The 14,415-nt window shown below is 67.7% G+C and carries 11 protein-coding genes; 5 read left to right on the top strand and 6 right to left on the bottom strand.

Annotation, left to right across the window (positions count from 1 at the left end):
• Positions 1-131 precede the first annotated feature (131 nt).
• Positions 132-3,326 carry an efflux RND transporter permease subunit gene (locus ACTOWJ_RS21905; protein WP_441336732.1) on the top strand — a complete coding sequence of 1,065 codons (3,195 nt, stop codon included), beginning with the start codon at positions 132-134 and terminating at the stop codon, positions 3,324-3,326.
• A complete protein-coding gene (locus tag ACTOWJ_RS21900; RefSeq protein WP_441336731.1) occupies positions 3,323-4,462 on the top strand; it encodes an efflux RND transporter periplasmic adaptor subunit in 1,140 nt (379 codons plus the stop codon). The genes ACTOWJ_RS21905 and ACTOWJ_RS21900 overlap by 4 nt, the downstream gene beginning before the upstream one ends.
• A 77-nt stretch (positions 4,463-4,539) precedes the next feature.
• Here the strand turns inward: ACTOWJ_RS21900 and fghA are convergent, their stop codons facing one another.
• From fghA to ppc, 5 genes are all read right to left on the bottom strand, one after another.
• Complete coding sequence (gene fghA / locus ACTOWJ_RS21895) at positions 4,540-5,370, bottom strand: S-formylglutathione hydrolase (RefSeq protein WP_441336730.1); 831 nt, start codon at positions 5,368-5,370, stop codon at positions 4,540-4,542.
• A gap of 3 nt (positions 5,371-5,373) precedes the next feature.
• On the bottom strand, positions 5,374-5,688 hold the full coding sequence (locus ACTOWJ_RS21890; protein ID WP_441336729.1) for a hypothetical protein: 315 nt from the start codon (positions 5,686-5,688) through the stop codon (positions 5,374-5,376).
• Positions 5,689-5,713: 25 nt separating this feature from the next.
• Entirely contained in the window at positions 5,714-6,823 is a 1,110-nt protein-coding gene (locus tag ACTOWJ_RS21885; protein ID WP_441336850.1) for an S-(hydroxymethyl)glutathione dehydrogenase/class III alcohol dehydrogenase, read from the bottom strand.
• 94 nt (positions 6,824-6,917) lie between these two features.
• Positions 6,918-7,193 carry a formaldehyde-responsive transcriptional repressor FrmR gene (gene frmR, locus ACTOWJ_RS21880; protein ID WP_441336728.1) on the bottom strand — a complete coding sequence of 92 codons (276 nt, stop codon included), beginning with the start codon at positions 7,191-7,193 and terminating at the stop codon, positions 6,918-6,920.
• A gap of 597 nt (positions 7,194-7,790) precedes the next feature.
• Positions 7,791-10,529, bottom strand: coding sequence for a phosphoenolpyruvate carboxylase (gene ppc / locus ACTOWJ_RS21875; protein ID WP_441336727.1), 2,739 nt, complete (start codon positions 10,527-10,529; stop codon positions 7,791-7,793).
• A 143-nt stretch (positions 10,530-10,672) separates the two neighbouring features.
• On the opposite strand from ppc, the gene ACTOWJ_RS21870 reads away from it, so the two are divergent.
• Positions 10,673-11,302 (top strand): hypothetical protein, encoded by a 630-nt coding sequence (locus ACTOWJ_RS21870; protein WP_441336726.1) that lies wholly within the window; start codon positions 10,673-10,675, stop codon positions 11,300-11,302.
• Positions 11,303-11,406: 104 nt separating this feature from the next.
• On the top strand, positions 11,407-12,162 hold the full coding sequence (locus ACTOWJ_RS21865) for a tetratricopeptide repeat protein (RefSeq protein WP_441336725.1): 756 nt from the start codon (positions 11,407-11,409) through the stop codon (positions 12,160-12,162).
• 112 nt (positions 12,163-12,274) lie between these two features.
• On the opposite strand, the gene ACTOWJ_RS21860 is transcribed toward ACTOWJ_RS21865, so the two are convergent.
• Positions 12,275-13,210 carry a LysR family transcriptional regulator gene (locus ACTOWJ_RS21860; RefSeq protein WP_441336724.1) on the bottom strand — a complete coding sequence of 312 codons (936 nt, stop codon included), beginning with the start codon at positions 13,208-13,210 and terminating at the stop codon, positions 12,275-12,277.
• Between the two features lie 138 nt (positions 13,211-13,348).
• Between ACTOWJ_RS21860 and ACTOWJ_RS21855 the strand changes: the two genes are divergently transcribed.
• Positions 13,349-14,254: a DMT family transporter gene (locus ACTOWJ_RS21855; RefSeq protein ID WP_441336723.1), complete on the top strand. Its 906-nt coding sequence runs from the start codon at positions 13,349-13,351 to the stop codon at positions 14,252-14,254.
• Positions 14,255-14,415 lie beyond the last annotated feature (161 nt).

The raw sequence follows: 14,415 nt of genomic DNA, 5'->3' as shown, positions 1-14,415 counted from the left end.
CCGCGGCCATACGGCGACGCGCACGCAGCGTTGCGGCAAGCACACGATCCTTTCCACGCGACACGGCTGCGGTGCGGCCGCGACGCGAGGACACTTCGCACCACTCATCCAGCCGTCGGAAGCCCCTCACGATGTGGATTGTCCAATACGCCCTGAGCCGCCGTTACACGATCGGCGTCATGGCGATCCTGATCCTGCTGTTCGGCGTGCTGTCGGCGCGCAAGATGCCGACCGACATCCTGCCCGAAGTCGGGATTCCCTCGATCAACCTGGTGTGGACCTACACCGGTCTGCCCGCGGCCGACGTCGCGGCGAAGATGACTTCGTTCTCCGAGGCGGCGATCCTCAACACCGTCGACGACCTCAAAGAGGTGCGCTCGGAAACGCTCAACGGCGCCAGCATCGTGCGCATCGATTTCCAGCCCACGGTCAGCCTGGACCGCGCGCTGGTGCAGATCACCGCGGTCTCGCAAACGATCCTGCGACGCATGCCGCCGGGTACTTCGCCGCCGCTGGTGGTGCGCAACAACGTGTCGAGCACGCCGGTGCTGCAGTTGGTGCTGTCCTCGGATTCGCTGACCGAAGCCCAGCTCTACGACTACGCGCGCCTGCAACTGCGCTCGCAGATCCAGACCATTCCCGGCATCCGCATGACCCTGCCCTACGGCGGCGCGCCGCGGCAGATCATGGTCGACCTGGATCCGGCCAAACTGCAGACCTACGGCCTGACTCCGGCCGACGTCACCGGCGCGCTGGAACGCGGCAGCCCGACCTTGCCGTCGGGTTCGATCCGCGAAGGCGCGCGCGAGATGCAGATCTCGATCGACACCAGCCCGGCGACCGCGGCCGAGTTCCTCGACATTCCGATCGCCTCGCGCGGCGGTACGGTGATCTACGTGCGCGACGTCGCCTCGGTGCGCGACGGCGGCGCGCTGCAGACCAACGTCGCGCGCATGGACGGTTCCAGCGCGGTGTCGGTGGCGCTGATCAAGCTCGGCGGTGCGTCCGCGGTCGAGATCGTGCGCGCGGTGCGCGAGCGCCTGCCCGAAATCGAAGCCTCGGCGCCGCCGGGCACGCGCATCCACGCGATCTTCGATCAGTCGGTGTTCGTCGACAACGCGATCAGCTCGATCGAGCACGAAGCGGTGCTGGTCGGCCTGCTGGTGGCGCTGGTGGTGCTGGTGTTCATCGGCTCGTGGCGTTCGAGCATGATCGTGCTCTCGGCGATTCCGCTGGCGCTGCTGACTTCCATCGCCATGCTGCATCTGCTGGGCTACACCTTCAACGTCATGACCCTCGGCGGCCTGGCGCTGGCGATCGGCATCCTGGTCGACAACGCGGTGGTCGACGTGGAGAACACCAATCGCAATATCGCCCTGGGCAAGGAAGTGCGCACCGCCATCCTCGACAGCGCCAAGGAAGTGGTGTTCCCGGAAATGGTTTCGACCATTTCGATCTGCATCGTGTTGACGCCGATCCTGCTGATGACCGGCCTGTCGGCGTGGGTGTTCACCCCGCTGGCGCTGGCGGTGATCTTCGCGATGCTGGCCTCGTTCCTGCTCTCGCGCATGCTGATTCCGGTGCTGTGCTATCTGCTGCTGCCGGCCGACATCCAAAGCCGCGCCAATCCGCGCTGGGCGCCGGAGAAGCTGCTGCTGAAGATCAACCACAAGGTCGAGCACGTGCTGGACTCGCTGCGCGACAAGCACCACGCGCTGCTGGTCAAGCTCGGCCATCACGGCGCGGTGCTGACCATCGTCGCCTTGCTGGTGTTCGGCGTCGGCGCGCTCGCCGCCGCATCGCTGGGCCGCGAATACTTCCCGCAGGTCGACGCCGGCCAGCTGCGCCTGCAGGTGCGCTTGCCGACCGGCACGCGCCTGGAAGAAACCGCGGCCAAGCTCAGCGAGATCCAGCGCGAAATCCGCAACATCATTCCGCCCAAGGAACTGCAGACCGTCTACGAACAGATCGGCGTGCCCGACGCGATCAACCTGTCGCTGGTCGACAGCACCGTGGTCGGCTCGTTCGAGGCCGAAATCATGCTGCAGCTGCGCTCGCCGCACGCCAACAGCCACGACTATCTGGTCAAGATCCGCAAGCGCATCGCCGAGCGTTTTCCCGAGGTCAAGCTGTTCGAACGTCCGCCGGACGCGACCAGCCGCACCCTGGCGGGTTCGGCTGCAGCCGCGTTCGAAGTGCGCCTGATCGGCCGCGACGTGCCTGGCAACATGGCGCTGGCGCGCGAAATCGAAAGCCGCCTGCGCAAGGTGCCCGGCGCGGTCGACATCTCGCTGCGCCAGGTGCTGGACTTGCCCGAGTACCAGGTCAAGATCGATCGCACCCGCGCCGCGCAACTCGGCCTGGATGCGCAGCAGGCCGCGCGCGCGGTTTTGGCGGTGCTCGGCTCGGCCGGCACGGTCTCGCCGGTGTACTGGACCGACACCGTCAACGCCATCGCCTACACCGTGCAGGTGCAGGCGCCGCTCAACCAGATGCAGAACATCGATCAGCTGATGAACTCGCCGCTGCGAATCGGCGCCAACGGCGAGGCGGTGCTGCTGCGCAATATCGCGACGATCACGCCGCGCAACGTGCCAGCCAGCATCGCCCGCACCACCCTGGCGCCGACCATCAGCGTGATCGCGAACGTGGAAGGCACCGACCTGGGTTCGGTCTACGACCGCCTGACCAAGATCACCGGCGAGCTCAACGCCAAGCTCAAGCCCGGCAACCGCATCGAGATCGTCGGCCAGGCCGGCGAGATGCAGAACGCTTACGGCGAACTCGCCGCCGGCTTGGTGATGTCGGCCATCCTGGTGTTCCTGGTGCTGGTGGTGAACTTCCAGTCGTGGATCCAGCCCGCGGTGGCGATGTCGGGCCTGCCGATCGCGATCGCCGGCGCCGCCGTCGGTCTGTGGGCGACCGGCACGCCGTTGAGCGTGCCGGCGCTGATGGGCGTGATGATGGTGATCGGCGTATCGACGGCCAACAGCGTGCTGGTCACCAGTTTCGCTCGTGGCCTGGTCGCCGACGGTCACGATCCGGAACTGGCCGCGTACGAATCGGCCGCGGTACGCCTGCGCCCGGTGCTGATGACCGCCAGCGCGATGATCCTCGGCATCATCCCGATGGCCATCGGCCTGGGCGACGGCGGCGAGCAGAACGCGCCGCTGGGCCGCGCGGTGATCGGCGGCCTGTTGTTCGGCACGCCCGCCACCCTGATTCTGGTTCCTTCCATTCTGGCCGTCGTCGGCCGCCGCCGTAAGCCGCGCGCCGAGGACGAAACCTCCGACATCGCCGGTGCCCCCGCAGGAGTCGCCCCATGATCCGCAATCGCTTGTCCCGTCCGCTGACCCGCGTAGCGCTCGCCGCCGCGGTGTTGGCCGCAGTGGCCGCACTGTCCGGCTGCGGCCGCAGCGAAGCCGAAACCACCGCGGCCGCGACCGTGCCCGACGTGCTCACGGTCCAGGCCAAGTCCGCCGACGCAGCCTATGAACTGGCCTTGCCGGCGCGCGCGCTGGCCGGCGAATCGGCGCAGTTGTACGCGCGCGCCACCGGCTTCGTCAGCGAACGCAAGGCCGAACTCGGCGACAAGGTCGCCGCCGGCCAGGTGTTGGCGACGATTTCGGCGCCGGAGATCGATCAATCGGTGCGCGAAGCGCGCGCGGTGCTGGCGCAGACCGCCGCCGACCAAGAGCTGGCCAAGGTCAATTACGACCGCGCCCAGACGCTGATCGGTTCGGGCGCGGTGTCGAAGGAATATTTCAGCGACCGCAAGGGCAACTTCGATGTCGCCGTGGCCGCGCGCAACGCGGCCCAGGCGCGGCTGACCTCGGCGCTGGAACGGCAGTCGTTCCAATCGGTGCGCGCGCCGTTCGCCGGCGTGGTGGTGGCGCGCAATGTCGAGCGCGGCGATCGGGTGGTCGGCGATTCGGCCTCGGTCACCGTGCCGATGTTCGAGGTGGCCGTGCTCGATCCGTTGCGGGTGGTGGTCGACGTGCCGCAGAACGTTTCGCTGCAGATCCAGAACGGCCTGGAAGCCGACGTGACGTTCCCCGAACTGCCGGGCCAGGTCTTCAAGGCGCAGGTCGCGCGCAGCGCGCGCAACCTCTCGCGCGATGCCGGCGTGATGCGCACCGAACTGCGCCTGCCCAACCCCGACAGCCGCATTCCCGCCGGCATGGTCGGAACCGCGCGCCTGCACCTGCCGCGCGCCGTGCCCGCGGTGGTGTTGCCGGTCTCCACGGTGATCCAGCGCGCAGCCGGCATCCAGGTGGCGACCTTGAAATCCGATTCGACCCTGGCCTACCGCGACGTGACCCTGGGTCGAAACCTGGGCAACGAAGTCGAAGTGCTGACCGGGATCAAGCCCGGCGACACCGTGGTGCTGGCGCCGAACGCGCTGCTGGCCGACGGCAACAAGGTCAACGCCAAGGCGTTGCCGCCGCCGAAGAAGTCGTAAGCGCGGTTATTGCATCGCTCTTTTTGCTCGTCATCCCCGCGGAGGCGGGAATCCAGCGACTTTGCTTCCAGCGCAAACTAACCCTGCAACGCCTTCGCGTGATGGGCGATGTGCTCGCCGATGTAACTGGCGATGAAGTAATAGCTGTGGTCGTAACCCGGCCGGATCCGCAGTTCCAGCGGATGCTTGGCCACCTCGCACGCCACCCGCAGCAACTCGGGCTTGAGCTGCGGCAGCAGAAATTCATCGTCGCCGCCCTGATCGATCAGCAGCGGCAGCTTCTCGCTCGCGCCGCCGACCAGCGCGGTCGCGTCCCATGCCTTCCACAGCTCGCGGTCTTCGCCCAGGTAAGCAGTGAACGCCTTCTCGCCCCACGGCGAATGCGAAGGCGCGGCGATCGGCGAGAACGCCGACACGCTGCGATAGCGGCCCGGATTCTTCAGCGCGATCATCAACGCGCCGTGCCCACCCATCGAATGCCCGCTGATGGCGCGCGCGCTGGTGGTCGGGAAATGCGCGTCGACCAGAGCCGGCAACTCGTCGACCACGTAGTCGTACATGCGGAAGTTCGCCGCCCACTTGGGCCGCGTCGCATTGAGGTAGAAACCCGCGCCCTGACCGAGATCGTAACCTTCCGCATCGGGGATGCCCTCGCCGCGCGGACTGGTGTCGGGCGCGACCAGGATCACCCCGTGCTGCGCCGCGAACTGCTGCGCGCCGGCCTTGGTGATGAAGTTCTGTTCGGTGCAGGTCAGGCCGGAGAGCCAGTACAGCACCGGGCAGTCGCCGCTCTCGGCCTGCGGCGGAAGATAGACGCCGAAGCGCATCGTGCAGCCCAGCGTGGTGGCGCTGTGGCTCCACACTTGCTGACGGCCGCCGAAGCAGGCGTGGGATTCTATTTTTTGCATGAGTCATTCTCCACGGAGCCGACTGCCATTGGGATTGATCGCGTTCTCGTCGGTACGATCGGGGTAGAACGGCTTCTTTTCTTCCAGTTCGAAGAACAGCAGGCCGTGGATGCCGTTGGCCTGGCGCTTGGGCACGCGCTGCCGCCACAAACGTTCGAACACCGGGCCGAGCAGTTGAAACGGATGCCGCGCCTCGACCTCGTCGATGAAGGCCACGTCCTGACCGTCCGGAAAGATCAGGGCGAAGCCTTCGTCGTCGATGGCGAAGATGTCGTAAACGCAGTTCTGCGCGCCATCGATGACTTGAATGTTCTTCATCGTCCGTCCTTGCCGGCCATCATGTTCAGTAATGGATCACCGAGCGAATCGACTTACCCTCGTGCATCAAATCGAAAGCCTCGTTGATCCGCTCCAGCGGCAGCGTATGGGTGATGAACGGGTCCAGATCGATCTCGCCCGTCATCGCCTGCTCGACCATGCCCGGCAACTGCGTACGCCCTTTCACGCCGCCGAACGCCGAGCCGCGCCACACGCGACCGGTCACCAATTGAAAAGGCCGAGTCCTGATTTCCTGGCCCGCACCGGCCACGCCGATGATCACCGACTCGCCCCAACCCTTGTGACAGCACTCCAGCGCCGAACGCATCACCTCGACGTTGCCGATGCATTCGAAGCTGAAATCCACGCCGCCGTCGGTCATCTCGACGATCACGTCCTGGATCGGGCGATCGGAGTCCCTGGGATTCACGCAGTCGGTCGCACCCATCGCCTTGGCCAGTTCGAACTTGCCCGCGTTGGTGTCGACGCCGATGATCCGCGCGGCTTTCGCCTGCACGGCGCCCTGGATCACCGCCAAGCCGATGCCGCCCAGGCCGAACACCGCGACCGTATCGCCGGGCTGGACCTTGGCGGTGTTGTGCACCGCGCCGATGCCGGTGGTGACGCCGCAACCGAGCAGACACACTTTCTCCAACGGCGCGGCGGGATTGACCACCGCAAGCGAAACCTCGGCCACCACCGTGTATTCACTGAACGTGCTGCAGCCCATGTAGTGATGGATCGGCTGGCCCTCAAAGCTGAAACGCGAGCTGCCGTCGGGCATCACGCCGCGGCCCTGCGTCGCACGCACCGCCTGGCAGAGATTGGTCTTGTCCGACAGGCAGAACTTGCACTTGCGGCATTCGGCCGTGTACAGCGGAATCACGTGATCGCCGGGCTTGACGCTGGTGACGCCTTCGCCGACTTCGACCACCACGCCGCCGCCTTCGTGGCCCAGCACCGCCGGGAACAGGCCTTCGGGATCGTCGCCGCTGAGAGTGAAAGCATCGGTATGGCAAACGCCGGTCGCGGTGATGCGCACCAGCACTTCACCGGCGCGCGGCGGCTCGACGTCGATCTCGACGATCTGCAAAGGCTGTCCGGCGGCGAAAGCGACGGCGGCGCGGCTCTTGATGACACGGCTCATGGCGAGGTTCTCCTAAATGGCGTCCCGAGTGGCGGGAGGGAATGCGTGACCGCGTCGCGCCGTGCGCGCTCGCGTACGGTGTTCACTTCAAATACGAACGCACCAGCGCGGCGACCTCGTCGATGCTGGCGTTGCGGGTCTTGTGCGACGACACGGCCTGGCCGAGTTCTTCGCGGATGTGGCTTTCCAGCACTTGCGACATCAATCCGTTGATCGCGCCGCGGATCGCGGCGATCTGCTGCAGCACCGCGGCGCATTCGCTGCCCTGCTCCAACGCGCGCTCCAAGGCCTCGGTCTGACCCTTGATGCGACGCACGCGGGTCAGGACGCGTTTTTTCTCGGCGGGGGAATGGGGCATGGCCTGTCCTTGAGCGCGCGAACGAGTACCGGTCGGATACTGGGGGATAGTATCAGAACCGATATCCGGATCGAGGCCGCTCGGCCCGACTCCATGAGCGGCCCGAGCCGCGATCGCGCCATCTCGGCTACGACGAAACCGGCGCAATCGCCGCGAGCTCGTGGTCGCAGCTTGCGCAGCTCGTACAGCAGCTTCGGGAAAGATTTCGCTGTCCGGGCGAGTCCGCCCGATCGGTCGCAAGTCACGCAGGTCGATTGTAGGAGCGGCGCGAGCCACGACCGCGACATCTCGGCTACGACGAAACCGGCGCAATCGCCGCGAGCTCGTGGTCGCAGCTTGCGCAGCTCCTACAGCAGCTTCGGGAAAGATTTCGCTGTCCGGGCGAGTCCGCCCGATCGGTCGCAAGTCACGCAGGTCGATTGTAGGAGCGGCGCGAGCCGCGACCGCGCCATCTCGGCTCCGACGAAACCGGCGCAATCACCGCGAGCTCGCGGTCGCAGCTTGCGCAGCTCCTACAGGGGTTCGGGAAAGTCTTTCGCCAGTTGGGCGGACGCGCCCGGCCGGCAGGCCTACGCCCGTCGCCGGCGCCACGCCGAATCAGCCGGTGTTCTGCACCCCCGCCGCAATCCCGTTGACCGTCGCCACCAACGCCTGCTGCAGCGCGTCGTCCGGCCGCCCCGCTGCGCGCCAGCGCGCGAGCAGGTCGACTTGCAACAGACTGATCGGATCGACATAGGGATTGCGCAGCCGGATCGACTGGCGCAACCGGTGGTCGCCGGTGAGCAATTCGTCGCTGCCCTTGATCGTCAGCACCGCGCGACGCGTGCGTTCGAACTCCTCGGCGATGCCTGGATGGAAGCGTGCATGCAGATCGCCCTCGGGCAAGCCGGCGGCGAGCATGGAATAGCGTTCGAAGATGCCCGGATCGGACTTGGCCAGCACCATTTCCAGATCGTCGATCAAGGTGCCGAAGAACGGCCAGTCGCGCGCCATTTCCGCCAGCGCTTCGCGACCGCGCTGCTGCAGGGCCCGCTCCAGTGCGGTGCCGACGCCGTACCAGGCGGTGAGCCCGGCGCGATTCTGCGACCAGGCGAATACCCAGGGAATCGCGCGCAATGAAGAAATATCGCCGACGCCGGCGCGCTTGGCCGGACGCGAACCGATGCGCAGGCGCTCGATCACGTCGATCGGCGTGGCCGCGCGGAAATAAGCCGGGAACGCGGTATCCTCGTGCACCAGCGCGCGGTAGTGGGCGCGCGCGGCGGCGGCCAGTTCGCCGGCGATGTGGCGCCAACCGCCCTCGCGCGGTTCCGGCGGACGCGGACGCAGGGTCGCGCGCAATACCGCGCCGGTGGTCTGCTCAAGATTGCGCAGCGCCAGCGCACGGATGCCGTACTTGCGATGGATCACCTCGCCCTGTTCGGTCAGGCGCAGATAGCCGTCGACCGAACCGCGCGGCGCGGCGATCACCGCGCGCTCGGTCTTGCCGCCGCCGCGGCTGATCGAACCGCCGCGGCCATGGAAGAAGGCGATGCGCACGCCGCTGTCGTGGGCCAGCGCGGTCAAGGCGATTTGGGTCTGCTGCAACGCCCAGCGCGAAGCGACCATGCCGCCGTCCTTGGCGCTGTCGGAATAGCCCAGCATCACCACCTGGCGGTCGCCGCGCGCACGCAGGTGCGCGCGGTACATCGGATCGGCGAACAGTGCGCGCAAGGTGTCGGCGGCTGCGTCCAGATCGTCGACGGTCTCGAACAAAGGCGCCACGTCCAGCGGCACCCGGCCGTTGCCGTCGAGGCAACCGGCGGTCTTGGCCAGCGCCAGCACCGCCAGCGCGTCGGCGGCGCTGCGGCTCATGCTGACGATGTAAGGCCCGAACGCGCGCTCGCCGTAACGCGGGCGCAGGCGGGCGACCGCGCGGAACACCTCCAGGGTCGATTGCGCGGCGCTGGCGGCGGGGCGCGCAGGCGGCGCATCGCCGTCGAGCAGACTGTGCAGACGCGCGGCGCGCGCGGCCACGTCCATCGATTCCCATTCGGGCAGATCCAGCACCGCAGCCAGCGCGGCGTCGTGGGTGCCCGAGTCCTGGCGCAGATCCAGACTGGCCAGGTGAAAGCCGAAACATTCCGCGCGGCGGCGCAGACGGCGCACCGCGAAACCGCCGGCGTGCGCGCCCTGATGCGCGGCCAGGCTGCGTTCGATCAAGCCGATATCGACCAGGAACGCGGCGGCGTCGGGATAACCGTGCACGCTTTCGTCGGTGGTCGCCTGCAGGCGCGCCGACATCAGGCTCAGCAGATTGCGGTACGGCATGTCGGCATGGCGCGGCTTGAGCAGCGCGGCGGCCTTGGGCAACTGGTAGCGGTAATCCTCGACTCGCGCCAACACCGCATCGTCCACGCGCACGCGCGTGACCGATTGGCTCAGCAGTTCGGCCAGCGCGGCCAGATCGCGCCGGTATGCCCCCAACACCAGCGCGCGCTGCCCGGCAAGAGTCGCGGCGACGGTGTCGGCGCCGACGTTCGGATTGCCGTCCATGTCGCCGCCGACCCAGGTGCCAAAACCGAGCACGTCCGGCAGCGTGGGTGCGGTGCCGTAGGTTTCGCTCAGCGCGTCCTCGAACATCTCGTAGTACACCGGCAGCACCCGGTACAGCACGTCAGACAAATAGAAACCGACGTGTTCGAACTCGTCGGCGACGCTGGGCTTGGCCGCGGGCGCCTCGGCGGTTTGCCAACTCGCAGTCAGCGCCAGACGGATGCGTTCGCGGTCGGCGCGGCGCTCGGGCGGGGTGCGGGATCGGTCGATGTCGGCTACTAAACAGCCGACTATGGTGCGCTCCTTCTCAAGCAGCGCGCGTCTCACCGCTTCGGTTGGATGCGCGGTGAACACCGGTTCGATCCGCAAGCGAGGCAGCAGCGCGGCCACTTCCTCCGCGCTCACGCCCAGTCGCGCCAGCGCGCCGAGCGCGTCGCGCAGGCCGCCGGGTTGGGCGCCGGCGCCGCTGCGCTCGTAATCGCGGCGGCGGCGGATGCGGTGCACGCGCTCGGCCAGGTTGACCGCCTGGAAATAGGTGGCGAACGCGCGGACCAGATCGCTGGCCTGATCCAGGTCGATATCGGCCAGCGCATCGGCGAGCGCGGCGATCGGCGCCTGCGCTTCGCGTCGGCGGATCGCGGCGCGGCGCAGGTGTTCTACGTCGGCGAGAAAGTCCTCGCCGCGTTGCTCGGCAAGAATTTCGCCGACCAGGGCGCCGAGGATTTTCACGTCCTCGCGCAACAGCGCATCGGTGGACGCGAAGTCGATCGCGCGCAAGGGTTCGTCGCTGGTATCGCTCATTACGTTCATCCGGCAAGGCTATCTCAGTGGCTTGTGCATTGCAGCATGCCGCGGGATCGGGTTTAGTTGCAGCGGAAACCACGCGCATGCGCGGCTTCGTGCATCCTGCCGCAACTGGACGCCACATCACGGGAGAAATGGACATGCCGCTGTCATCCCAGCATCGCCGTACGGCCGCACGCCGGTCATCCGTCGCTCGCATGACCCTGGCCGCGACGATGGCGCTGGCCGCCGCCGGCTGTTCGCGCGAGCAGCCATTGATGGCCGACGCCTCCGCGCTGGCCCGAGCCCAGCGCTCGCTGGCGGCACTGCCCGAATTCGGCGGGCGGACGCCGCAGGTGCATGCGGCGATGCTGTTCCACGACGACGATATCGAGATCGCCCTGGTCGATCCCGCCCGCGCCGGCGAAATGCACACGTATCGCTACCGCGAAGGCCAATGGCGCCACGATGGCGCGAAGCCGCACGACTGCGCGCTCGGCCCCGCGCCACGTGCGGATCCTCCGCGCGACATGCCGTTGGACCGGGTCGCCTTCGCCACCGCCGCCGTCGTGCGCGGCAACTGGTATGCACGCGCCGGTGGCGTGCCCGGCGCGCGCAAGGATTCCCGCTCCGGCCAGCTCAGCGGGGTCTGGTACTTCACCCCTGGCGGCGGCTACAACGACGGCCTGGGTGGCTGGTCGACTTCGCCGATCCAGGGCGAAGGCGAGACCGCATACGAAATCTCCTTCGCCGACGACGGCTCGGTGCGCCGGTTCGAACGCCTGCGCTGAGCGGGCGCAGGCCCCGACCGATCTGCGCTGCCCCCACTGGCGCGGCCTTCGCCAAACCGTGACACTGTTGCCCGTCTCTCCCTTCACCTCGCAAGGAACGCGTCATGCCGTATCTGGGCCTGGGACTGCACGTTCTCGTCGCGCTGTGCTTCGCCGTGCATGCGGTGCGCAGTGGACAGGATCGCTATTGGTTGATGATTCTCTTCATGTTTCCGTTGCTGGGCAGCGTGGTCTACGCCTTCGCGATCTGGCTGCCGGAGCAGCGCCACACCCGGCATGGCCGGGCCCTGGTCGGCAACGTGCGACGGATGCTGGATCCGGGCCGCGAACTGCGCGAGGCCCAGGAGGCCTTCGATACCTCGGCGACCACCGACAACCGCATGCGTCTGGCCGATGCGCTGCTGGGCGCCGGCCGCGCCGCCGACGCGTTGCCGCTGTACCGCGCCGCGCTCAGCGGCGTGCATCGCGACGATCCGCACATCCAGGTCAAGCTGGCCCATGCTCTGCTCGAAGCCGGCCAGCCGGCGCAGGCGCGCCAGCAGCTCGACGAACTGATCGCCAAGCGCCCGGACTTCCGCTCGCCCGAAGGCCATCTGATCTATGCGCGCGCGGTCGCCGCGCAGGGCGAGCAGGCCAAGGCGAAGGAAGAATTCGAAACCCTGATCGGCTACAGCAGCGGCTTCGAAGCGCATGCGCACTATGCGCAGTGCCTGATCGGCTGGGGCGACCTCACGCGCGCGCGTGAGCTGTGCGAGCAGGCGCAGACCAAGGCCAAGCGCTTGCCGGCGTATGCGCGCAAGTTGCATAAGCCGGATCTGGATCGGCTCAAGGAATTGGCCAAGCGCGCCGAAGCGGTTTGAATCGTAGTTGAAACCGCGGGGACACCGTTGTTGTTGATTCGCGGTCGCGGCTTGCGCCGCTCCTACAGGCAGCCCATGTAGGAGCGGCGCAAGCCGCGACCACGCGCCCGTACTAAGACGCAACGGTCGGCCGCGCCGTCCGCTCCACCAACAACTCCACCACCCAATCGCGCACCCACCCCAAACGCGCGCCGCCGTGCGCCTGCGGCAGCCACGCCAGATACAAGCGCTTGATCGGCGCCTCGCGCGGCGAGGGCAGGCTCACCAATTCGCCGCTGGCCAAACGCTCGGCGACCAGCCGCGGATACAGCAGTGCGATGCCCTGCCCCGCCAGCGCGGCGCTGATCGCCGGCATCGGCGAAGACAGACTGAGCTGAGGCAACGGCCAGGCGGCGGTGTCCGCGCCGAACCACTCCGGCCAATCGTTGCGCCAGCCTTCGCTGACCACGTGCAGCACGCGCACGCCGGGCGCCGGCTCGCGCCACCAACGCTGCGGGTCGATTCGCGCGACCAACTCGGGCGCGGCCATCGGCACCAGCGCCTGCTCGAACAGCAACTCGCCCTGCAACCCGTGCGCGCGCGGATCGCCGTGCATCAGCAAGGCGTGCACGCGCGCCTGGGCCAGATCGGCCACGGTGACCGGACAGAACAACTGCAGATCGAAGCCGGCGCGCGCGGAGAACTCTTCGATGCTCGGCAACAGCAGGCTCACGCTGAGACTGGTCGGCGCGCCCAGGATCAGGCGCCGGCTTTCGTCGCCGCGCAGGCGCAGGCGCGCGGTCGCCGCCTCGATCTGCTGGAAACCGGCGATCAGCGCCTCGCCGTACTCGCGTCCCAACGGGGTCGGCCGGGCGCGTCCGCCGCTGCGATCGAGCAAGCGCAGGCCGAAGGCTTCCTCCAGGTGCTGGACGTGTTGGCTCAGCGCGGCATGGCTCAAGTGCATGCGCTCGGCGGCACGGCGCATGCCCTCGTGCTGGACCACCGCAGCGAAGGCCTGCAGGGCGCGCAGCGGCGGCAGGCGCCGGCCGGAGGGATCGTCAGTGGTCATATTTACTTACCGGTGAGCTGTAAATTCCAGATTTTTATGGAACCGTGGCAGGAATATATTTACCACATGCCTGCCACCCCGATGATTGCCTCGGCTGTACTGCCGCCGTCCCGTCCCTTACTGCTTCGCGCCGGCCTCATGGCCGCCGCCTCCACCTGCCTGGCCCTGCTCGGCCTGCTCAGCCGCTACACCCGCGGCCTGCCGCCGGAGCTGGTGACCTGGCTGCGCTTCATGATTCCCGGTCTGATCCTGATCGCCTTGGCCAAACGCGAGGATTGGCGCGCGGTCTGGTCGCTGGCCGACCGTGCCGGCTGGGTGCGCGCGGTCTGCGTGATCGTCTCGCAGGGCTGCTTCGTGCTCGCGGCGATGCGCGGGGACTTGCTGCATGCCGTGCTGCTCTACAACACCGGGCCTTTGTTCATTCCGCTGGTGGCATGGCTGTGGCTGGGCGAACGGCTGCGGCCGGCGGCGATCGCCGGCCTGGTCGCAGGTTTTATCGGCGTGCTGGTGGTGCTGCAGCCGGGAGCGCGCGGACTCGACGGCAACGCCCTGGTCTCGTTGTTCGGCGGCTTCGCGATGGCCTGCTCGCAGGTGCTGTTCTATCGCAGCGCCCAGCATCAGCCGCCGTTCCGCAATCAGTTCAAGTTGTATCTGCAGGCTTCGCTGATCGGCTTGCCGCTGGCGACGTTCGGCCTGGCCCATCTGCCGACGCAGGCCGTATTCGGCGACGCCGCGTCTTCGTGGGTACTGACGCTGGCGCTGCTGGGCATGGCGGCCTGCAGCCTGGGCAGCCAATCGCTGCGCGACCTGGCTTATCGCGGCATGGACAACGCCTCGACCCTGGCGCCGCTGATGTACGTCGCCGTGCCGGTCAGCGCTGCGTTGGATTGGTGGCTGTTCGGCCACGCCGCGCGCGCGTCGACATTAATCGGCGCGGCGCTGATCGTGGCCGGCGCGGTGATCGCCTTGCGCGCCGGCGCCAAGGCGAGCGTCCTGCCCCAGGGCGTTCGCGATGCAAGCGCGAAACCCGAGCCCATGGCATGAACACCGCGCTGATCGTCGTCGACCCGATCGACGACATCGTCCATCCCCGCGGCGGGATCGTGCACGCCAGCGGGTTCGGCGCGTTGCGGGTAGAGCGCACGGCACGGCGATCGTGATGGAAGAGCGTCGGGGCTGAAGCCCCTCCCACAAAAGATTGCGTG

It is taken from the genome of Lysobacter sp. CA199, from assembly GCF_052078715.1.
Classification (GTDB): Bacteria; Pseudomonadota; Gammaproteobacteria; order Xanthomonadales; family Xanthomonadaceae; genus Lysobacter.
This window is presented reverse-complemented; position numbering and strand designations above follow the sequence as displayed.